The sequence below is a fragment of the Paenibacillus sp. NPDC057886 genome (assembly GCF_042796655.1).
Taxonomy (GTDB): Bacteria; Bacillota; Bacilli; order Paenibacillales; family Paenibacillaceae; genus Paenibacillus.
Window position 1 is genome coordinate 728,995 of sequence record NZ_JBHVMZ010000002.1, and the last position, 20,400, is coordinate 749,394.

A 20,400-nucleotide genomic window follows, 5' to 3' on the forward strand; every position below is an offset into this window, starting at 1 on the left:
ACGGATCTATCGGCGAAAAATCGATGACTTTAGCATAAAAACAACCTTTGCTGACTTTCAATGTCAGCAAAGGTTGTTTGATTTACAATATTACTTATCAATAACGTCCGTTATTTTCAACATTCTTGCAATTAATGCCGTGACCTCCGCACGTGTCATTGGTTCTTTCGGACTGAGCATCTCTGGTCCGTTACCTTGGATAATTTCCGCTGCGATCAGTTGAGCAACGTCTGCTTTTGCCCAAGCAGATACGTCAGGCGCATCCTTGTACCCGGCCAGTGCTGAAGTTGCTTGTTCTTCGCTCAACGCGGCTCCCGAGTCTATCAAACGGTATGCGCGGGCAATCATCGAAAATCCCTGTTCTCTAGTAATTTCCTGATTGCCGTAGAAGCTTCCATCGTTGTAGCCGCGAACGATACCGAACTCATTCGCAATCGCTACGGAAGCGCGGTACCATGCTGAATCCGTGACATCCGGGAAAATATTTTGCGGTACATCCTGACGCATTAAGCCCAGACCCAATACAACAATGTCAGCAAATTCAGAGCGCGTCACATTGCGGTTCGGCAAGAATGCATTGTTGCCCGTTCCTTCAAGATCAAGTCTTGCTGCAACATTGTTCACGTCCACTTTGCCCCAATGGTTCTTCACATCGTCGAAATCTCGCGGATTCCAGATGACCGAATAAGAACCATGGCTGCGCAAGTCGTTAATTTGTGCGTAATAACGGCCATTGATTTTCACCACAACCGTCGGCACATGGAATACACTTCCGTCCGGATTAACGATGACGCCTGTCGTGATACGATTCGGATCGATACCTTCCGGAAGAGCGATGTACTTAGGCGCATATCCATTCAGCTGCCCAGATCTTGCCGTCTTGCCGCTATTCGTGAAGGTCAAGTCGAGATCAACCGGGTTAACCAGCAGTTCGTAACCTTGCGATGTTGCTTTATTCTTAGCGCTCTGAATCAATGTATCCGCAGAACGGGAGACGTTGATTTGAACGGCAATATCGTTTAATGCGGAGTTCCCCAATTGCTTGGACACCGAATCAAGGTCCATCTTTCCGCCAGGAACAGGATAGATTGCCAGCGGATTGCTGATTTCGAGGTTTGCGTTTTTATCAGCCAATTGTTTAACCGTTCCTGCCGTTAATCCGTCTACTTTCAGATCGCCATTTTCAGGCGAGTGGATCATAAGTTTCTGCCCGTTGCCTGGTGCCAGGGCCTCGTTCAGCTTGTTCAGATCAACTTGAACCGACGTTGTTGTACGGCCTTCTGAAGTGGACGTTTTGCCGGTTGCAAACGTGCCGTCCTTGTCGTTCACCGAGGTTTCGATTCCCGATTCAACCGGTTTTGTTGGCGTTGTAGGCGTCGTAGGTGGTGTTGGCGTCGGCGTGCTTCCGCTGTTATTGCCACCCGTATTACCACCGGTATTACCGCCGTTGTTTCCGTTAGATGTCGAAGCCACCGTGCGAATCTTGACTGCCTCACTGATGGCAGACGCATTTTGCGTTTCCGTCGCCTTCACCCGTGTTACAAACGCATACTCTGTATCCGGCGTCAGTCCGCTGAACGTCGGGCTAACTTGCCACGTCAAACCGCCGTCCATGCTGTACTCCTGACCGGCTACGCCCGTCAATGTAATGCTCGTAGCAGTTTTGCCAGCCTCTACCGGCGCACTTGGTGATGCCGGGCCGTCCGCTTTCTCGACCTTTGCCGTCGCCGCGCTCGTCACGCTGCCTGTCGCATGAATACCATCTGCCGTTACCTGCACGGTGATGTTCGCGCCGAGATCATCTTCGGTTAACGTATAGCTTGAACCCGTCGCATCCGTGATGGCAACTCCGTCACGGTACCACTGGTAAGTCGGCACATTGCCCGATGTGTCGGGCGTGTACGTAATCTCCGATAAGTCCGCCGTCAACGGATGACCAGCCTTGGCCGTACCGCTGATCGACACGATGCCTGCCATCACCGGATATTCAGGCGTTGTCACGCTGGTGCCGCTTAACTCTGTTGTAGGAGGCTCGCCGGTCATATCGGCTGGAACCGTCACAATTTGATAGGTAGTCCCTGGGTCAAGGTTATCAAAGGTTAAATCTGAACCCGTACCTGTTACCCAATCACTTACTACGTTGCCGTCTGCATCGGCTATAGCATATCTAGCCAGAGTTGACGATGGATTTACAGTAATGGTTGTTTTACCGGGATGGCCCGTATCTTTCCCTGCTGCAACGTTATTGCCTACTGTTGGCAATGCCACGCTTTCTGTCTCAGTAGCCTCGCTTGGAATTGTCGTACCTGCCTCAAATGTCGTTGAAGCAGCTACTTTGTAATTTCCGCCCGGCATTAACGGTTTAAAGATAATTGGACTTCCGTTGCTTGGATACCAACCATTCACGTCGGGAACAAGCTCATTGCCATCTTGGTCAAATGCTTGAAGTCCTGTTACTGCGCTCCCATCTGGATTGGTGACAGTCATCACCGTACTTACATCATTCGGGGTTGCAGTTATCGTACCAGAACCGTTATTTGCGGCCGTTACTTCTCCTGATGCACTCTCAATACCGCCCGAAAAGCTGGCAACCACTTTGGTGGCGATGAAGATGTTGGTGATTTCACCGGAATTATACTCAACAATAACGCCAGGATCTTTATAGACGCTAGTATCACCGTGTGTATTATTTACGGGTAAGTAACCTATTTTAGTAACATCATTGTCTATCATAAGTGTAACATGGGTTGGGTCTCCATTTGGGAGAAGAGTTGCCTCGAGATTTGTTTGCTGATCCGGATGTGTTACATACCTTGTTTCGGTATAATAAGGACTGGCCCAATCAGGTGCTTGAGTTTTAGTAACGCCTATAAAGCTCAAAAAGTGCCAGATTCCCCCATCCCCACTCCAGGGACTTGGGCTCCTAAATTCTTTAAACATACTGGCAATCGCAAACATTTCGCCAGGATTGCCTGCTGTTGGCTCTACAAGATGTCCGCCATGGTCCGCTGCAATAGTCACAGCTTCTTTAAAACTCAAGGTGGCAGTCTGTCTTGCCACATATACAAAATAACGTCCATCGTAGGTACGTACAGATGTTTTGCCATCGGCCAATTGTGCCCCTGGCGTTACATTTACTGTAACACTTTGGGATTGCCCAGCATCCTGTGTGAATGTCAGATTTTGAATGAAATCTTGAATGTCTTCATAAGTAGTGCCACCTGAAAAGTTGAACACTCTATTCGTAATTGTAGATCGGTCAGTAGTAATCCCACTAATGATTATGCCATTAGTCAACTCGGTAATACCGCTTGGAAGAATTCCAGGATCAATTCTGCCATTATTTACAACGACAGTAAAGTATCCGCCCGCCGCATTAACGACACCTGTTGTGCCAAATGTTGCATTTGACAGCTGATAGGTTGTTTCGGATAATCTGACAGGAATGCCAGGATCAAATGTTGGTGTATCCGCTGCTCTTGCTTCTAGTGGATAAAAAGGCATTATCGTCAACACCATAACGATTGCCATTAGAAAAGATAACATGCTTCGATTCTTTAATATCATCTTTTGTTCATTCCTCCTAAAGAAAGCATATAGAAATCCATAGACAAGCTTATTATAGACAACTCTTCTAACCAAACTCTAACCACGAAAAGTAGGACTCTATGCAAGCACATCCGCTCTGGATGAATTTGGCATCGGCAACCCAACAATTCCTATACAATAGGAAACCTTTCTTGCCGATATAAATATAAGAAATATCGACACAATGCTCCCGACGGATGGAGGTTCGCACCGGATGAAAGTCACGCTGGTAGACGACGAACGGCTGGCATTAGTCAGGTTAGAAAAAATGCTGGGCGAGTTTCACGATTGCAATGTAATCGGCTCATTCTCTAAGGCAGAGTTAGCGATCCATCATATTGGCGAATCCCACCCCGACGCCGTCTTTCTGGATATTCATATGCCGGGATTGAATGGTTTAATGGCAACAGAGAGAATACGCTCTGTCTCGCCAGACACAAAAATCATCTATGTGACAGCCTATGACAAATATGCGATTGAGGCATTCGAACTGGATGCCACCGATTACTTAATGAAGCCGTTAAGGCGCGAACGGTTGAGCCGAACCATACAGCGTCTGCGGGAGCGCGTTGTTGAGCATAAATTGGAGTCTCCGAAGGAAGAGGGATTGTTGTACCATTGCTTGGGTGCCATGCAAATCCGGAAGCCAAACGGGGAATTGGAGTTCCTGAAGTGGAGAACGACGAAAGCGAAAGAGTTGTTTGCCTACTTGCTGTATCATCGCGGGAAAGTCATTAGCAAGAATGCCTTGCTGGAGTTACTTTGGCCGGAATTGGACGAACGCAAAGGGCTCGCCAACCTGCAGACGAGTGTTAATCGGATTCGTAGCATATGGAAAAGCACAGTCGGAGAAGGCTATGTCTCGATCCGATTCTCTCAGTACGGATACGTCCTTGAGTCGAAACAGCTGCGAATCGATGCGGAAGAATGGGAGCAAGAACTTCGCCGATTAAACCCTGTTTCAATTGAACTTGCCCCTGAACATCAGCGATTGTTCGATATGTACCGCGCTAATTTTTACGAAGAGGATAACTATGTGTGGGCGGAGAGTGAACGCCAAAGGCTCAAGGCACTATGGTTGCAGCATGCCCAGCAGTTGGGGCAATTCTATTGTTCTCACGACATGCATAGTGAAGCGCTTGGCGTTTATCATCAAATACAAAAGCAGGATCCCTTGCATGAAGATAGTTACCTGTTGCTTATGAATATATATGCTCGGCTGAATGACGAGGATTCTGTTCATAAACAGTATGAATTTATGGTTCGAATATTGAAACAAGAAGCAGAGGCCGATCCCAGTCCAGGCATATTGGAATGGTATACACGATGGAAGGGATCAAATAAAAGAGTAGTGCACCATTAGACGGTTGAACGCAATTACTGCCGGGAATCACAAGAAGAGTGGCTCTCTACCGGGAAATCAAGACGGCATGTGCCGTGAGGAAAGGAAGGCAAGCCGATCTACCTGGGTTCCATGGAATTGGTGGACAAAAAAATCGTTCGTCCAATCGTGCTAGCCTTTCTTCCCCCTAATTTTTTGGCACAACAAAACTAATAATCGTGCCTTGATCCGGAATACTCCGGATTTGCAGTCCTTTGCCGTATATTTGTTTCAAGCGCCGATCCGTATTGAACAAGCCGATTCCCGTCCTTCCTTCCAGCCGACTGTCCAGGACGCGCCTCACCGTTTCCTCATCCATACCTATACCGTTATCTGCAACCGAAATTTCCATATCATGTTCTTTTTCGGCAATTCGGATATGAATCTCTCCACCTTCAACACGACTTAGCAGGCCGTGTCGTATTGCGTTTTCGACAAGAGGCTGGATGCTGAGCGGGGGGACTTGTAAATGAAGCCTTGAGTCGACCTCCCAGCGAATGTTTAATCTTTCCTCAAAACGTTCCTTTTCGATATACAGATATGAGCGGACAAGACCAAGCTCATGGTCAAGCGAAACGAGCCGTTCCGAATTCCGAAAATCGAAGCTTGCCCGCAAGTAGTGGCCAAATGCTTCAAGCAAAGCGCTCATTTTATCATTATCGATTTCGCTGAGAGCGGCTATCGAATTGAGCGTGTTGTACAGAAAATGCGGTTGAATTTGCGCCTGAAGCCATGCCGCTTCCATGCGCAGCCTTTCACGCACCGATTGCTTCAATTCAGTCAATGCCCGTACCCTGGACTTCAATTCCATCGCATCAACGGGCTTCGTCACGTAATCGTTGACGCCCGACAGGAATCCAATATCTATATCTTCCGGTCTGCTGCGAGCTGTCAGGAGCAAGATGGGTAGCTCCGAGACGGAAAATCGCTCACGAATAAAGCGGGACAATTCATACCCGGACATATGCGGCATCATAATGTCGGTAATGATCAAGTCCCATTCTCTGGTATCCAGAATGGCAAGTGCTTCAGGTCCACTTACAGCTGTGACGACGTTATACTTTTCCGAAGCAAGGAGATTGCTCAATATATTTAAATTGACGGCATCATCGTCTATGACCAGAATGTTTGGCCGATCCGAATCGGTCGCCGATTCCGGTTTGGAAATATCAACGAGAGGTCCAGAGGAAGCGGTAACGGCCGTTACCGGTGCAATCATTGCAGTCTCGTATTGCCTGCTGGATGCATCGGAGAATGGCAAGGAGAAGCTGAATACTGAACCTTGGCCCGTAATGGAGTGAACCTCCAACGTGCTTCCATGCAGCTCCACAAGCTGCTTGCATATACTTAACCCGAGCCCGAGCCCATTTCCAATCGCCGTTATGCCAGAGTCCCCCTGTTCGTAGGGCCCAAACATCCTTTGCTGTGTCTCTAGATCTATCCCAATACCGGTGTCGGCAATGACAATATTCGCCTTACCCTCCTTCACCTCAGCCTTTATTGTGATTTGTCCTTGGTCTGTATATTTCACCGCATTGTGAATCAGGTTGAACAAAATTTGCGTAAGCCGGTTTTCATCGGCCATGACACTAGGGAAGTTGACCGGGATGTTGTTGACGATACGAACCGACTTGCCTTCCGTCATGAAACGAAGCATATCGGTTACACCGGGTGCGACTCCCTGAATACGAACACTCCCTATGTGCAGACGGATGCCATTCTCCTGAAGCCGTGTCATGTCCAGCAGATCGTTAAGCATGTATGACATTCGTTTGCCTACGGAAATAAGCAGCTTCATGTTCTCTCTGTTTTTGTCGTCTTTATCGTTAATTCCGGTATCCAGAACGGTCTGGGCGATATTAAGTATGCCATGCAGCGGATTTCGCAATTCATGGGATGTGTTGGCCAGGAAATCGTCTTTCAGCTTGTCCGCCTTCTGCAGCTTCTCGGCGAGATTCGCCGTTTGGGCGGAAACGTGGAAATAGCGTTTGAACCAGAAAGACGCAAAAGCGAGGAACGCAACGATCAGATCGATCGGGTAATAGCCCATAGCGAGCAGACCCTTGAGATATCCTCCAATGATATTAGTTAAAACGCAGGTTAGACCAAAGACCAAATAAATGGCATTTTTATCGCTTTTCAGGGCTGTACGCAGCGAGAACATCAGAAAGTACAAACAAGCGATCAAATCTATGGTGTAGTATACAGCCAATGCGCTCAGCGCGTATCCGGCTGGCAATAGCACAATCGCCAGTGTAGCAGTCACACAGAGCAAGGGGAACCATCGAAACACCATGTTCTCCTCATGCTCCGGCAAGAGACTTTTGGCAAACTGCAGCAGGAAGGCGCCTACTCCAATAAAGGACAGAAGGATGAGTTTAATGGACCACTCATAGTTGAGGGCCGGCAGCCAAACCAGCAAAAGTTTATCGTCGTCGAGCAGTGTCATGACAATGGTACTAACAACGAGCATAAAGAAGTAGATCAAAGATTTATTCCGTGTTCCGATCACGTACAGAATCAGGGCATACAAGGCATGAATCATCAGAACGACAAATACGACTATCTGCATATTAAAGGAAAAACCAAATTCTTTTTCCACCGCTCGTTCACTGCCAAACTTGATCGATTCAGTCAAACCGCCTCTTATACTGTTGTCATAATTCGCGGCATGTACGACAATATCAATTTCGCCAGTATCGGCCTTGAAAATAGCGGTATAGGGCGTGCCTCGGGCTGTATACTGCTGTTTGATCTTTGCCGGTTGCCCATCTTTCGCCAATAAACGACCGTTTACATATAGCTCGGACGATGTAGCCACATTCGGAACGCGGATGCCATAAGTTAGTCCGTTATCCGGGTCCACCTTGATCCGCAGACGATATGAACCATAGCCATATGGCGAGTTGTTCGCGGATAATAACGAGTCCCACTTTCCGGGAACCGGGATGAACATCCTCCCTTCTCGGGATGAGATTGTGTTCGACTCGCTTTGTTTCACAAACTTGTCGGGATAAAACTCCCACTCTCCGTCCAGTGTAACCGTGCGATCATTGGTGAAGTCGAAACCGCGTAAATCCAACTCCCCTTGAACCGCACGTGAGTAATCAGGCGACGCCTGAAAGAAAGCCCAGATAATTCGAATCAGCAATAAGGTGATAAAGAATGACCCTATAATCAGGACCGCTTTTCGTTTTGTCATCATAATCCAACCTATTTCGACAAAACCAAAGAAATTCCTTTGTTTATAAATATTAAATTGTGAAAAATGGAACATATAATCAGTCGGGACCCCTGTATACCCCTTGCTGCCTTAGCATCGCGGGTCACATTGACCCGGTGATACGTCCCGTGGTTGACCACATGCCGCCGAATGTCGGAAAAATGCGTACCGAGATGACCGTACTTCGGATGCTCGATCGTCATCGCCTTGTCCGGATCAGGCGTATGCAGCAGCAAATCGCGGAACTGCTCGGCGAACAGCCGCCGCATCTCGTCAACGGTTTTGCCCTGCGCTTCCTCTGTCCAGCCCGGGATCCTCGAAAAAATGTCCTCGTTCAGAACTTCCGCGAGCACGGACATAAAGAGCCGTTCGAACAAGTACATTGGCTGCCCCCTTGAAACTTAATGCCTGTTCACTAAAAACTTGCCACTATTTGTGATACGGTTCTCCGTATCACTCTAAGAGCGAAACACATAATGCTTTAAATATCAGTTGGGTTCTACTATTATTTTCCTTGAGTTAATGTTATTATTCTGCTGTAAGTTATTTTAATTATAAATATTAAGGAGGAATACCTGATGAAAAAGAGATCGATTAAATATTTATCTTTTGGTATTGGGTATTCTACTGCTGTTTTTTTCTAGAATTAGTATCGACGGGATAGGTCTGTCATATATTAAGGAAATTAAAAAACAGTGAACATATATAGCCTATCAATAGTTATGTATTTTCTATTTATAAGGAGAACTTACCAACGATGAACTTAAATAATAATGTAATTCATAGATATAATCCGGAAAATATAGCGAAACCTGTAGGAAGCTATAGCCATGTGACAAAAGTAAGCAGAAATGCTGAAATGTATGTTTTTTCTGGTCAAATTGGTATCGATCCAAACAATAATATCCCCACAGATTTTAATCAACAAGTAACAAATACAATGAGTAATATTGTTGAAATCCTTTCTTCTCAAAAGTTGACTCCTGATCATGTCATTAAAATCAACATTTGGGCCACAGAAGAAATTGATTGGGATCATTTCTATGCCATTTGGAATAAAGTATTCGGTCCCACTCCACCTTCAATGACGGTTGCTTATGTTAAAGGATTAGGTTTACCTGAATTAAAACTCAAATATGATTTCCTTTACGCAAAACGTGCCTCAGAAGCAATTCTAGAGGCACGTTTTTTATTATTATTTTCTTAAATAGTAGGCAATTATATCAAATAAACGAGTGCATCTCTCTGTTTCTTCCGAATTTATAAGCGGCTGTCAATGCTAGGACGAGCGCAAAGGCGAGTAGAATTGCCAGATTCAACAGCACGCCGGCTGGCGGCTCTCCCTGCTGCAGCCGACTGACCGTATCCAATAGCCAGTATTGCGGGAGAAAATGGGCGGCTTGCTGCATTAACGCTGGCATCGTTGTGATCGGAAATAAACATCCAGCCACCAGGCAGGTCGGAATAATGACCATAGTCTGTATCCCGCCCGCCACCATTGAGCTTGACGAGAACGCTATGATGGCCAAAGCCAGACTGACCGCCACCAGGGCAAACAGACCAAGCAGCAAGAACATTTGAAGAACCGGTATTCCTGAATCAATATGAAAGAACCGGGTCATAACCACTAAAGTCACAGCAATCTGGATCATCATGACGACAACGTTCACAATGATGTTGGCTGCCACGTATGCGCGACCCGTCACCGGTGCGGCAAACACTCGGAAATAGGTCCGGTTTTCTTTTTCCTTCAGAATCATCCCGGACAAATTGACGGCTGAAAACAGCATGAGCACGACCAGGTAGCCAACCGTTTGAGCCGACTTTTGGTGCTGAACGGAGCGATCCTCCACCGTTTCGACCGAGAGTCCGGATTCTGCTTGAAGATAGCTTTTGTACATCTGGTCGAACTTTGCTTGCTCCCCTCTGGACGATCGGCCGATGGACAAGAGATTCCCGATATATGCATTCAAATACGACTTGATATAAGCTGTGACTTGCGAGCCTTGAACGGATGTCAGGCCGACATTTGCCGGTTGGCCGGACAACATACTACCTGCAAACCCTTTAGGGAATGTTAACACCGCATCTATATTCCCACTCGCCAGGAGCCCCTCCGCCTTCTCCGTCCGCACTTCCCGGACTTCCACCTGATCAAGCTTGCGGATATACTCCACCATATCCACAGTTACCGCCTGACCGTCGTCGTGATTGACCACGCCGACTCTCAAAGGGCTCTCTTCGGAGCCGCTGTAGATTGACGAAGCCAACGCTATGCCAAGAACCGGTAAGCATAAATATAACAGCATTATTTTATAGTTTTTGACCGTGCTTAACGCCATCCTGCGGACTACCCAGATCATCTCTCTCATTACAACCCCTCCCTTCTTCTCATTAGGACAATTGCCAGGGCAAGCAGCAGTATCGAACATCCCAGGTTAAGCATCATGGCCGGAGGCGCCGCCATAAGGTTCCCCGCATAAATAATTTGCAAAATAGCATCATTAGACCAATGCAACGGGGAATATCGGGAAAGGAAATTCATCATTCCCGTCGTTTGATCGACCGGCGTATAAGCCCCTCCCACAAACGCCGCCGCTTGGATAACGATCATAAGTACACTTCCAGCTGCGTTGCCCTTCAGGCAATAGCCTACGCCGAGTCCAAGACTGAGCGCCAATACAATTTCAGTTAATAAGACAAGGAAAACAAGCCACAGATGTTCTCCCCAATTCGCGCCGAACATATATTTGCTGAGCAGCACGATAATCGCGACAAATATGGCATTAAGCACGAGTGTCCCGACGATTTTCCCTGCAAAAATTTCTCCTTTCGTGACCGGTGATACCAACAGACGGAGATCGGTATGCCTGCTTCTTTCCGTTTCGATTAATTGCCCGGCCGTTAAGGCGCTGTACAGGATGATCATGGTTGTCACCGAAACGGCAAAATAGTCCAAGCCCCCGGGCTGTCTAACCGCATCGACCGAGGCTTCGGTCACATAATTTCCATTTGATGCGGAAAGGCCGGTCTCTGTTATCGTCAATCTATAGCGATCCGCCAACGCCGCCAATAGGCCCTGAACGATACCATTTTCCTTCCCGCTTCCGCTGGTGCCGTAATAGCTGATTCCCTTATCAGCGATCCGCGCATAACCCGTATAAAGACCATTTTGCACATGCTTGACGACGTCCGTTTCCGTTCTGCTTGTGACCTCCTCGAAGCGAATGCCGGAGGCCTTCGCTTCCAGCAGAAAAGCCTCCCATTGCTTCCCTACCGCACTGCTAGTGCTGTCATAGCTATATAACACGCGTATCGGATCGACCTTCACGGTTCCGTGGAAATTACCGGAGAGCGCCGTTCCCAAAATGAGCATCAGCAGGACAGGTGTCGCCAACATAAACAGCAGCATTTTGATATCCCTAAATACCTTCAATTCTTTCCCGGCGATCCGCAGAATGTTCATTCGTCCCGCCCCCTTCCTCTTTCGTATTCGTAATATGACCCTTGATTACTCGTCTCGCAGCGTTCGGCCGGTTAAAGTCAGGAACACGGTCTCCAGACTGGGCTCCTGTGCTTCCACGCCGCGAATTTCCACGCCGCTTGCCACAAGCAGCTGAATGATTGGATTTAAGTTGTTGATTTCTAAAGCGGAGCTGATGTTAATCGTCTGTTCCGCCGCTTCGACCGTGTTCACACCGACAATGCTTTTCAACTGTTCCATCGGAAGACTTTCGGTCGATCGAACTGTAATGCTAATATTTTTCTGATTCGTAATAATCGCCTTAAGCTCTGCCTTCGTCCCTTCCGCAATGATCTTCCCATGGTCGATAATCGCGATCTGCGAGCAGATTTCTTCAACTTCCTCCATATAATGACTCGTATAAATGATTGTACTGCCCATTCGATTCAGCTTCCGAACCGAGTTCAAGATATAATTGCGGGATTGCGGATCGATACCCACCGTCGGCTCATCCATTATGATCAGCTTAGGTCTGTGAGCAATCGCGCAGGCGATATTCAGCCTTCTCTTCATTCCACCTGAGAAGCTCTTCGGATAGCTCCCCTGCCGATCAGCAAGGCCTACGAATTCCAAGGCTTCGATTGCGCTGCGTTTCAGTTCTGCTCCTCTTAATCCATATAGCCCGGCAAAAAAGTGTACATTCTCATAAGCAGTCATATCTTCATAGATCGCTAAATCCTGTGGCACGAAGCCGATCGCCTGCTTCGCAAACCTACTATGCTTGGTGATATTCCGGCCCATGATCTCGATTTCACCTTTCGTCGCGGAGAGCAAGGAAGTAGCCATATGAATCGTCGTGCTCTTGCCTGCGCCATTAGGCCCCAAAAATCCGAAAATTTCTCCCTCTTGCACCGATAGCGATAAATTGTCCACGGCGGTATATTCTCCGAATTTTTTCGTTAACTGTTTGATTTCCAGCATGTTCACCGTTGTTTCACCCTCCCGATAAGTCCGTTACTGATGTTCTTATCGTACAAAAAAAGGACGTCCTTGCAGAAGTGCACAAGTTCATCCTCTTCCCATGAATTTATTCATGTTATCAATCTTCAAACATTCATGGGGTATATGGTATTAACGTTGTGACCGAAAACCCCCGCGAACCGTCGACAATGACCTTTCCTCCTACTGTCGCCACCCTTTCCTCCATTCCAATAATACCGAGTCCCTTCACGATCTTTCCTTTCCCTTGGCCATTGTCAGTAACTGTAGCCTTAATTAGTAGAGGTAGCACCTGAACATGGATTGAAACCGCGGTAGCTCCGGCGTACTTCATCATATTAGTGAATGCCTCTTTCATATTATCTTGGATGATCTTCCAATGGATCGGCGAGATGAAATCCATATTTCCTTCATAGGTAAATGCCGTACGGATCGGGTATTTGTCCGAAAATTCATCAATGAACAATTTCATCCGGTTGACGCCCATCTGTTCCGTAGGCGGCTTCATCTTCTTCAGATCGAAACGAATGCTTTCGATGCCCTCTTTCGATATATGGATAGCATTGTCCAGCAGCAACGACGCTTGGTCTGAATTGATCTTGATTAAGCGCTTTGCCGCCTCCATCTGGATCAGTGCACTGGTCATCGCGTGTCCGATGTTATCGTGGATGTCCTGGGACAATCGGTTGCGCTCCTCCAGCTTAAGCGTATATTCCGCTTGCCGCAGAAACTCCTTATTTTCCTGCAGCCGGGTGTGCACCCGTTCAAGTTCGCCGCGCATTCGCTCCAGTTCGGAGTGCTGTCCGCGCAGCTTGTTATCGTATAACTTTAGTGTGGAAAAATAGATCAGAGTCACTGCCGTAATGAGTATGTAGAGAAGCATTAGTTGCCGTGGCACGAGTAATAAGGGGATCATCATGAGGAGGGACGACGCAATTCCTTGTTTACCGACAAAGATTGACGCCAACTCATAAAGATGAGCCGGAAGCAGCAAAATTACCAGCGGATGATCCTGGAACATGGCGATAGCTATTCCGATGGATAGAACAGCGACGAGGGGGCGAAAGCTCTCTTTTTTCAACATATAAAACAACAGGTTCGTACTTAGATATAATAATACGGATAAAATATACCAGGGCATTATGCTCGTTTCAGATGATAGGGATTGGCCGACTGTAAAGACAAGTAGGGCCACTTTATAGCCGATCTTCAACAGTTCCGATGCATCTCTTGGTTCGCTCATCAGGTCAATTCACCTGTCAAATAGTAAATGGCGATTTGGGTGCGGTGCGTGAGGCCCGTCTTGCCTAATATAGAAGTAACGTGATTGGCAATGGTGCCCTCAGAGATATAGATCTGTTTGGAAATTTCCTTGTTTGTCCGTCCCTTGGCGATCAGCGCCATGATATCCAGTTCTCTTTCCGTAAAGAGGCTCTTGTCGATCCCGGGCCCTTGGTTAAGTGCGGGCGGCTCTGTGTCCTTCCCCGTCTTTCCCCCAGAAACATCCGATTTCAACTTGTCTAATACCGTATCCTGCAGCACATTATGACCGTAATACACGGTTTTAATTGCATCGCTGATCCGCTCGGGGTTGTTATTTTTCAGCAAATAGCCCTTGGCCCCGTATGTAATTGCATCCCTTATATATTCGTCATCATCAAACGTCGTCAAAATCAGCGGCCTTGTTGCTGTACGCTCGACGATCAGCTTGGTCGCTTCCACTCCGTTCATTTCCGGCATTCGCACGTCAAGCAGCGCTACATCGACCTCATGCCGCTCGCAATAGGCAACAGCCTCCTGTCCATTCTGAACCGTGGCCACAACCTCAAATCCTTCAAACGTGGTTAGAATAATTCTCAGCCCTTCGCGAATGAATGAATTGTCGTCGGCAATAAGCACCTTAATGTTCGGCACAAATCACTCCCCCTTCCCTTCCACTTATTATGCATTATGAAAGGCGTCAGTACCATACTGAGTATTCGGCAGCGTGGTTCAGTATGCACTGTTGGACAACGATTAGAAGGCGGTCAATGTAAAAATTAGGACATTTTAGATGCAGAATCGCTATCCAACGAGGACATCAGACACTCGTTGCAAGCACAACTCGATGTTCTACAGAGGAAAATCGCTCATACGGAGCACGTAGTGCATGCAATACGAGATGCTATGGAAATGTCGGCCTATGGGTCCGATTGGAACCGTTTGGTGGATGTTATTCAAACCGTGCAGAGTGAGAAAAATTGGGGGGAGCAGTATCGGACGGCGAACCGCCTGCAAACGCGGATACATCTTTACGACAAGTACAGTACGAATCCTCAAGGCTGGCATCGTTGGATCTTTGAACAACTGGAGGTGCAACCGGGATCCCACATTCTCGAGTTGGGCTGCGGTGACGGGACCTTTTGGTTAAGAAACGCCGAACGAATTCCAAGCAACTGGCGCATCACGCTTACCGATATGTCAAGCGGGATGGTGAAAGAAGCGCGTTGCCGCTTGGGAAGCAACAATTCGCAGTTTAAGTTTTTGTCTGTTGACGCGCAGCAGATCCCATTCCATGATGAGCAATTCGATATGGTTATCGCTAACAACATGCTGTATCACGTGCCAGACATCCCTAGAGCAATCCTCGAGATGCACCGTGTCCTAAAGCGAGGAGGTATAGTGTGCACCTCTACGATGAGCACTCAACACCTACAAGAGGTTGAACACTTGGCAGCTTCGTTCGACCCCGACCTGCATGTGTTGGATCATGCTATTAAACGGTTCCACCTGGGTAACGGAGGGGACTTACTGTCTTCTTGCTTCTCCGATCTTCGGTTGCTTCGATACGACGACCGTCTGTTGGTCGACGAAGCGGAACCCCTGATCGAATATATGATTTCTACTCCAATGAACGCAAGACAGCGACTTGTCGGAGCGGCTAATGACAAGTTTCGAGACCACATCAATGGACTTCTGCAGCAGAACGGGGCCCTCGAAATGACTAAAGAGAACGGAATCTTTCTAGGGAGGAAATGAGATGAATGCACAGCAGTACCACCCAAGAGTAAGGATTGTAAAAGAGGAGCTTTTATCGGATAACTGGTACATCTTAAAGAAGGTTACATTCGAGTTTGAAAAAGACAATGGACAATGGGAGACACAATCTCGTGAAGTGTACGATCGCGGCAACGGCGCGACGATCCTGCTCTATAATCGGAACAAACAAACTGTTGTACTGACCAGACAATTCCGAATGCCTACTTATCGGAACGGCAATGAGACTGGGATGCTTATCGAAACCTGTGCGGGTCTACTCGATAAAGAAACACCGGAAGAAGGTATTCTGCGAGAGACGGAGGAGGAGACGGGGTACCGTATCGTCCATGTGCAGAAAGTTGGCGAGGCCTATATGTCACCAGGCTCCGTTACCGAAATCCTGCACTTCTATGTAGCCGAATATAGTGAAGATATGACAACGGGTCGCGGTGGGGGCCTTGAGGAGGAGCAGGAAAACATTGAAGTGGTGGAACTCCCGTTTGCTCAAGCGCTAGACATGGTCGAAAGCGGCGAGATTCGTGACGCCAAAACGATAATGTTGCTCCAATATGCTCAGATCCAAGATCTCTTGAAAGTGAAATCGAAACCGTTGCACATCCTCATCGCCGGCCCGTATCGTTCTGGAACGAATGATGATCATGTATTAATCGAGAAAAACGTCAACTACATGAATGAAATCGCTCTTCAAGTTTATGAGGCTGGGCACATGCCGGTGCTGGGGGAGTGGTATGCTTTGCCCCTTATCGCGACAGCCGGTTCCACTGCTCTGGGGGATGAGACTTTCAACAGAATTTTTCATCCGTCTTCCATTCGCCTGCTTGATTACTGTGACGCGGTACTACGAGTCGAAGGAGAATCTCAGGGTGCCGATGAAATGGTAAGGGTGGGGAGAGAGAAAGGATTGTTGATTTACGAACGGCTCGACGAACTTCCTTTGGTGTGATATATCCTCTTGAGCAGACCAAAGACAGCTTGCGCCTGGCATCCTCCACGAAAAAACTTGCCGTCACTTATGATACGGTTCCCCGCACTGGCAGAAGAGGCAAGTTTTAAAGCAATCCTTTGGTGAGTGCCCCTTAATTAAATCTACAAAAGTATTATTCATAAGGTTCCTCATGCCGTCTATAAAGGCAAGTTTAAGGCCATTCTTATAGTGTAATCTTTTCTTTGCAGCCCCCAGAAATTAGAACAAGGAGTCCGCCCATTGCAAACATATGTAGAAATTATCTTACGAACGATCTCCGCTTTTGCCCTTCTCATGATTACGTCGAGAATTCTCGGCAAGCAGACAATATCCAATATGACTTTCCATGACTTCGTGAGCGGCATCACGCTGGGCTCTATTGCAGCAAATTTGGCGTTTAACGATAAGCTGGGCTATTGGCTCATAGCCTTATCACTGCTGATCTTCTTCGGCATCTCTTTCCTTGTCTCCAAGACCGCACTCAAAAATCGGACATGGAACAGGCTGGTATCTGGCACTCCGACCGTCGTCATTGAGAACGGCAAAATTCTCGATGACAACATGCGAAAAATCCGCTACACGTTGGACTCCCTTGCTCAATCTTTGCGCGAAAAAGATATTTTCAATATGGAGGAAGTTGAATACGCTTGTTTGGAAGACCACGGCAAGCTGTCCGTCAAGAAGAAAAGCGAGTATGAGTGGGTGAAGCGCAAAGATCTGAAGCTATACGCCGCAGCCGTCCAGTCGTTCCCTGTCGAGTTGATTATGGACGGCACAATTATGGAAGACAATCTCGCCCACAACGGGCTGACCATCCAATGGCTGGAGCAGGTGCTACGAGAGCGGAGCAAATCCGTATCCGATGTGTTCTATGCTGTGAGAGGCACGCATAATCAGTTGTATTTCGACTATTATCAGGACCACATTGACAATCCTATTGAATAGCGTCAATTCAGCCGTTTTAACAATGCAGCTGATTCCTCACGATGAAATTCACCCGCCATTTCAATATGAATGCAAGAAACATTCTTCTCTCCGCGTTCAATCTGCCCAATTCGTAGACAATTTTCTTGTCTACGTGTAATCAAGTTGTAGACTGAAATCATCAAGACCTAAGCCTATGAAAATCAAATAAAGGGTTCCAGTCATGCATAATATGTGGAACCCTTTGTGTTTAACTATCGTGTCCCGTTAGTTCAATCATATCAACTCTGAGATAAACATTGGTGTAGCTCCATCCTCTGTATTAAAGCCAAATTTATTATAGAAATCCACTGCATGAGGATAAGAAATTAATACTTTTGTTTTACACCCTTTATATCTATCAAGCATTATATTCATCATTTCCTTACCTATACCTATACTCTGATAACTCGGATTAATAAGCATATAATGAAAATATACCGTTAAAACACCATCTGACAAAGCATTTATTAAACCGACAAGCTTTCCTCCTTCCCAAGCGGTAACAATTGAATGTGACCCTCCGATTGCTTGTAAAAGCTCGTTTGGATACTTGCCAGACTCCCATTCTACCGAAAGAAATAACTCTTGGAGTCCATCCTTAGTGATATCCTCTTTGCTTGAAGCGTAATAAATACTCACCCCTATACCTTCCTTTCATAAAACTAACTACGGCACAACATCTGTTTTAAACTCCCATATTTCGATGGTTTTGCAATCCTTACGAAGCCATAAAATAATACCGACAAAGCAATTTCGGATTTCTCAAAGTGAATAATCACTTTATTTACCTCAATATAATATTAAAAATATGTATAGAAAATGGATTAACTGAAGTGGAATTTGTATTTATTTACATTAGAGAATTCATGAGGATACTTCTTTTACTTAAGCATACTAATCCTAAGAGGCTTATAGCGTTAATCTGCCCTTTAGTTGAGTAACATTTTACTTAGGAGCATTTTATCTCGTAATATTACAGAAAAGCTAAAAAAACCGACGGTAGAGTTCTCGTCGGCGTTCCCCACGCAGCTGGGCATAAATTTGAGTGGTTGATGCTTTTTCATGCCCCAACATACCTTGAATGAAATCTAATGGCGCCCCGTTATCAAGGAGCTGACACGCATAGGTATGACGAAAGCGATGCGGATATACATTTGCTTCTACCTCTCCCCGACCTGCAAGCCGTTTTAATGCCCACCTGATCGTCGGGATAGACATTCGCCTTATTGGATGTGTATCGGTTACAAATAAGGCCCTACAGGTATCTTCACGGCTCTCGAGATACTTCTTCAACCACACTTTACACTCGGTTGTAAAGTAAACTTCTCTCTGTTTTGAACCTTTACCATTTACAATAGCGGAGCTGTTCTCCCAGTTCAGGTCATCAATGTTTAACTTCTCCACCTCTCCAACCCGGCAGCCGGTACTGTAGAGAAACTCGAGGAGCGACCTTTCCCTCAGGGACTGGTAAGAGATTTTCAAGTGAATGACATCTTCCTCGATCAAAAACTTAGGAATACACTTGTCCATTTTAGGCTCGCGTAACTTCAAAGCAGGATTTGAGATTAAGTATGTTTCTTCATAGGCAAAACGGAACAGGGAACGAACAAAACGTATGCGATGTCCCAAACTGCTAGGTTTCAACCGATCAGACTGCCGGTCTCCCCGTGAGCAACATAAAATGTTGGATTTCGTTCAGGGAGGGACGATCTTATTCCGGAGGAAAGTTCTGAAAAATGTTCGTTTTCCCGATATTTCCCTTGGGGAAGATGTGAGGTTTTTGAAGAATTGCGGCGAGAAAAGGTACACGGTATATGCCACCTCCCCTTTCAACTACGTCTATATCCGTAGAAAGAATAAAAGCACCCATACTTGGAGGGTAAACGACCGTTATTACTTATTGGGAAGTCAGCCCGTCGCGGTGACGAAGGATTACCGTACCTTCGCTATTCGGAAATTATAACTTTTATTTCCAATATCAAACGAACTTGTCCCGTCAAAAATAAAGGATGCCATCAAGTTGCCCGGCATCCTCTTTTTTCCATTCCCTTTCCCTTTATCGACTTTATATCGTTAGAGCGTTCAACTCCGTATTCAGTTTTCACCTAACAAACTTGCCGTTACTTGTGGTACGGTTCACCGCGATTAATCTTCACCGCACGGTACACCTGCTCCACTAGCACCAGCCGCATAAGCTGATGCGGCAGGGTCATGCGCCCAAAGCTCAAGCGCTGCTTCGCGCGGCGCAACACCTCATCGGAGAGTCCGTGGCTTCCTCCGATGACAAATACGACATGGCTCGTCCCATACGTGCCGAGCTTGTCGATCTCTGTTGCCAGCTCCTCGGAACTCCAGAGCTGGCCATCCAACGCGAGCGCGACGACATGCGCCTCGCTCTTCACATGCGCGAGGATGCGTTCACCCTCGCGCTCCTTTACCGCCCGCACCTCGGCTTCGCTCAGGGTGTCGGGCGCCTTTTCGTCTGCGACCTCGATCATCTGAAACTTGATGTACGGGGCGAGTCGCTTGGCATATTCCTGAATGCCCAGCGTCAAATATTTTTCCTTCAGTTTGCCTACGCCAATAATCTGAATCAACATGAAGATTCATTCCTCCTAATCGTCCTGCGAAATAATCTATAAGTAAGATGCTTCAACGCATCGTTTGTTCCAAAATTAAAGCTAACGAACTCCACACACCTTATCCAGCCACATTACGGCTCCTTTAAAATCTAAAGAACCTGAGACACCTTATTACAGGCAAATTGGAGTTTCCCC

16 protein-coding genes and 1 pseudogene are annotated in these 20,400 nt (G+C 46.9%); 6 read left to right on the forward strand and 11 right to left on the reverse strand.

The window, feature by feature from the left end:
- Positions 1-90: 90 nt before the first annotated feature.
- Positions 91-3,567 (reverse strand): S-layer homology domain-containing protein, encoded by a 3,477-nt coding sequence (locus ACFVQB_RS10340; protein WP_379437875.1) that lies wholly within the window; start codon positions 3,565-3,567, stop codon positions 91-93.
- Between the two features lie 235 nt (positions 3,568-3,802).
- Between ACFVQB_RS10340 and ACFVQB_RS10345 the strand changes: the two genes are divergently transcribed.
- Positions 3,803-4,951, forward strand: a complete 1,149-nt coding sequence (locus ACFVQB_RS10345; RefSeq protein WP_379437877.1) for a response regulator — start codon at positions 3,803-3,805, stop codon at positions 4,949-4,951.
- A 166-nt stretch (positions 4,952-5,117) separates the two neighbouring features.
- Here ACFVQB_RS10345 and ACFVQB_RS10350 read toward each other — a convergent pair whose 3' ends face one another.
- A complete protein-coding gene (locus tag ACFVQB_RS10350; RefSeq protein WP_379437879.1) occupies positions 5,118-8,174 on the reverse strand; it encodes a hybrid sensor histidine kinase/response regulator in 3,057 nt (1,018 codons plus the stop codon).
- Positions 8,175-8,182: 8 nt separating this feature from the next.
- A complete protein-coding gene (locus ACFVQB_RS10355; protein ID WP_379437881.1) occupies positions 8,183-8,575 on the reverse strand; it encodes a hypothetical protein in 393 nt (130 codons plus the stop codon).
- A gap of 374 nt (positions 8,576-8,949) precedes the next feature.
- Here ACFVQB_RS10355 and ACFVQB_RS10360 point away from each other — a divergent pair, with 374 nt between their 5' ends.
- Positions 8,950-9,399: a RidA family protein gene (locus ACFVQB_RS10360; RefSeq protein ID WP_379437883.1), complete on the forward strand. Its 450-nt coding sequence runs from the start codon at positions 8,950-8,952 to the stop codon at positions 9,397-9,399.
- Positions 9,400-9,415: 16 nt separating this feature from the next.
- Here the strand turns inward: ACFVQB_RS10360 and ACFVQB_RS10365 are convergent, their stop codons facing one another.
- The 5 genes from ACFVQB_RS10365 to ACFVQB_RS10385 all read right to left on the reverse strand — a co-directional run bounded on the left by ACFVQB_RS10365 (position 9,416) and on the right by ACFVQB_RS10385 (position 14,568).
- The gene (locus tag ACFVQB_RS10365) at positions 9,416-10,564 is read right to left on the reverse strand and encodes an ABC transporter permease (RefSeq protein WP_379437886.1); all 1,149 of its coding nucleotides are present in this window, start codon (positions 10,562-10,564) and stop codon (positions 9,416-9,418) included.
- On the reverse strand, positions 10,564-11,658 hold the full coding sequence (locus tag ACFVQB_RS10370) for an ABC transporter permease (protein WP_379437889.1): 1,095 nt from the start codon (positions 11,656-11,658) through the stop codon (positions 10,564-10,566). The genes ACFVQB_RS10365 and ACFVQB_RS10370 overlap by 1 nt, the downstream gene beginning before the upstream one ends.
- A gap of 45 nt (positions 11,659-11,703) precedes the next feature.
- Positions 11,704-12,642, reverse strand: a complete 939-nt coding sequence (locus ACFVQB_RS10375) for an ABC transporter ATP-binding protein (RefSeq protein ID WP_379437892.1) — start codon at positions 12,640-12,642, stop codon at positions 11,704-11,706.
- A gap of 127 nt (positions 12,643-12,769) precedes the next feature.
- The gene (locus tag ACFVQB_RS10380) at positions 12,770-13,897 is read right to left on the reverse strand and encodes a sensor histidine kinase (RefSeq protein ID WP_379437895.1); all 1,128 of its coding nucleotides are present in this window, start codon (positions 13,895-13,897) and stop codon (positions 12,770-12,772) included.
- Entirely contained in the window at positions 13,897-14,568 is a 672-nt protein-coding gene (locus ACFVQB_RS10385) for a response regulator (RefSeq protein WP_379437898.1), read from the reverse strand. The genes ACFVQB_RS10380 and ACFVQB_RS10385 overlap by 1 nt, the downstream gene beginning before the upstream one ends.
- Positions 14,569-14,826: 258 nt before the next feature.
- Between ACFVQB_RS10385 and ACFVQB_RS10390 the strand changes: the two are divergent.
- From ACFVQB_RS10390 to ACFVQB_RS10405, 4 genes and pseudogenes are all read left to right on the forward strand, one after another.
- Positions 14,827-15,315, forward strand: a pseudogene (locus ACFVQB_RS10390) (class I SAM-dependent methyltransferase); the annotation flags it as partial.
- A gap of 48 nt (positions 15,316-15,363) precedes the next feature.
- Positions 15,364-15,672, forward strand: a complete 309-nt coding sequence (locus ACFVQB_RS10395; protein WP_379438131.1) for a hypothetical protein — start codon at positions 15,364-15,366, stop codon at positions 15,670-15,672.
- Position 15,673: 1 nt separating this feature from the next.
- Entirely contained in the window at positions 15,674-16,636 is a 963-nt protein-coding gene (gene nudK / locus ACFVQB_RS10400; RefSeq protein WP_379437901.1) for a GDP-mannose pyrophosphatase NudK, read from the forward strand.
- A gap of 261 nt (positions 16,637-16,897) precedes the next feature.
- The gene (locus tag ACFVQB_RS10405) at positions 16,898-17,602 is read left to right on the forward strand and encodes a DUF421 domain-containing protein (RefSeq protein ID WP_379437903.1); all 705 of its coding nucleotides are present in this window, start codon (positions 16,898-16,900) and stop codon (positions 17,600-17,602) included.
- Positions 17,603-17,857: 255 nt separating this feature from the next.
- Here the strand turns inward: ACFVQB_RS10405 and ACFVQB_RS10410 are convergent, their stop codons facing one another.
- The 3 genes from ACFVQB_RS10410 to rlmH form a co-directional block, all read right to left on the reverse strand.
- Complete coding sequence (locus ACFVQB_RS10410; protein ID WP_379437906.1) at positions 17,858-18,262, reverse strand: GNAT family N-acetyltransferase; 405 nt, start codon at positions 18,260-18,262, stop codon at positions 17,858-17,860.
- A 345-nt stretch (positions 18,263-18,607) separates the two neighbouring features.
- A complete protein-coding gene (locus tag ACFVQB_RS10415) occupies positions 18,608-19,267 on the reverse strand; it encodes a tyrosine-type recombinase/integrase (RefSeq protein ID WP_379437909.1) in 660 nt (219 codons plus the stop codon).
- Between the two features lie 476 nt (positions 19,268-19,743).
- Positions 19,744-20,223, reverse strand: a complete 480-nt coding sequence (gene rlmH, locus ACFVQB_RS10420) for a 23S rRNA (pseudouridine(1915)-N(3))-methyltransferase RlmH (RefSeq protein WP_379437912.1) — start codon at positions 20,221-20,223, stop codon at positions 19,744-19,746.
- Positions 20,224-20,400: the final 177 nt, after the last annotated feature.

Excerpts from the sequence above, each read along its gene's own strand:
- rlmH (WP_379437912.1), bottom strand. The coding sequence starts at position 20,223 with ATGTTGATTCAGATTATTGGCGTAGGCAAACTGAAGGAAAAATATTTG.
- ACFVQB_RS10370 (WP_379437889.1), bottom strand. The coding sequence starts at position 11,658 with ATGAACATTCTGCGGATCGCCGGGAAAGAATTGAAGGTATTTAGGGAT.
- ACFVQB_RS10365 (WP_379437886.1), bottom strand. The coding sequence starts at position 10,564 with ATGAGAGAGATGATCTGGGTAGTCCGCAGGATGGCGTTAAGCACGGTC.
- ACFVQB_RS10350 (WP_379437879.1), bottom strand. The coding sequence starts at position 8,174 with ATGATGACAAAACGAAAAGCGGTCCTGATTATAGGGTCATTCTTTATC.
- ACFVQB_RS10380 (WP_379437895.1), bottom strand. The coding sequence starts at position 13,897 with ATGAGCGAACCAAGAGATGCATCGGAACTGTTGAAGATCGGCTATAAA.
- ACFVQB_RS10340 (WP_379437875.1), bottom strand. The coding sequence starts at position 3,567 with ATGATATTAAAGAATCGAAGCATGTTATCTTTTCTAATGGCAATCGTT.
- ACFVQB_RS10355 (WP_379437881.1), bottom strand. The coding sequence starts at position 8,575 with ATGTACTTGTTCGAACGGCTCTTTATGTCCGTGCTCGCGGAAGTTCTG.
- nudK (WP_379437901.1), top strand. The coding sequence starts at position 15,674 with ATGAATGCACAGCAGTACCACCCAAGAGTAAGGATTGTAAAAGAGGAG.
- ACFVQB_RS10360 (WP_379437883.1), top strand. The coding sequence starts at position 8,950 with ATGAACTTAAATAATAATGTAATTCATAGATATAATCCGGAAAATATA.
- ACFVQB_RS10345 (WP_379437877.1), top strand. The coding sequence starts at position 3,803 with ATGAAAGTCACGCTGGTAGACGACGAACGGCTGGCATTAGTCAGGTTA.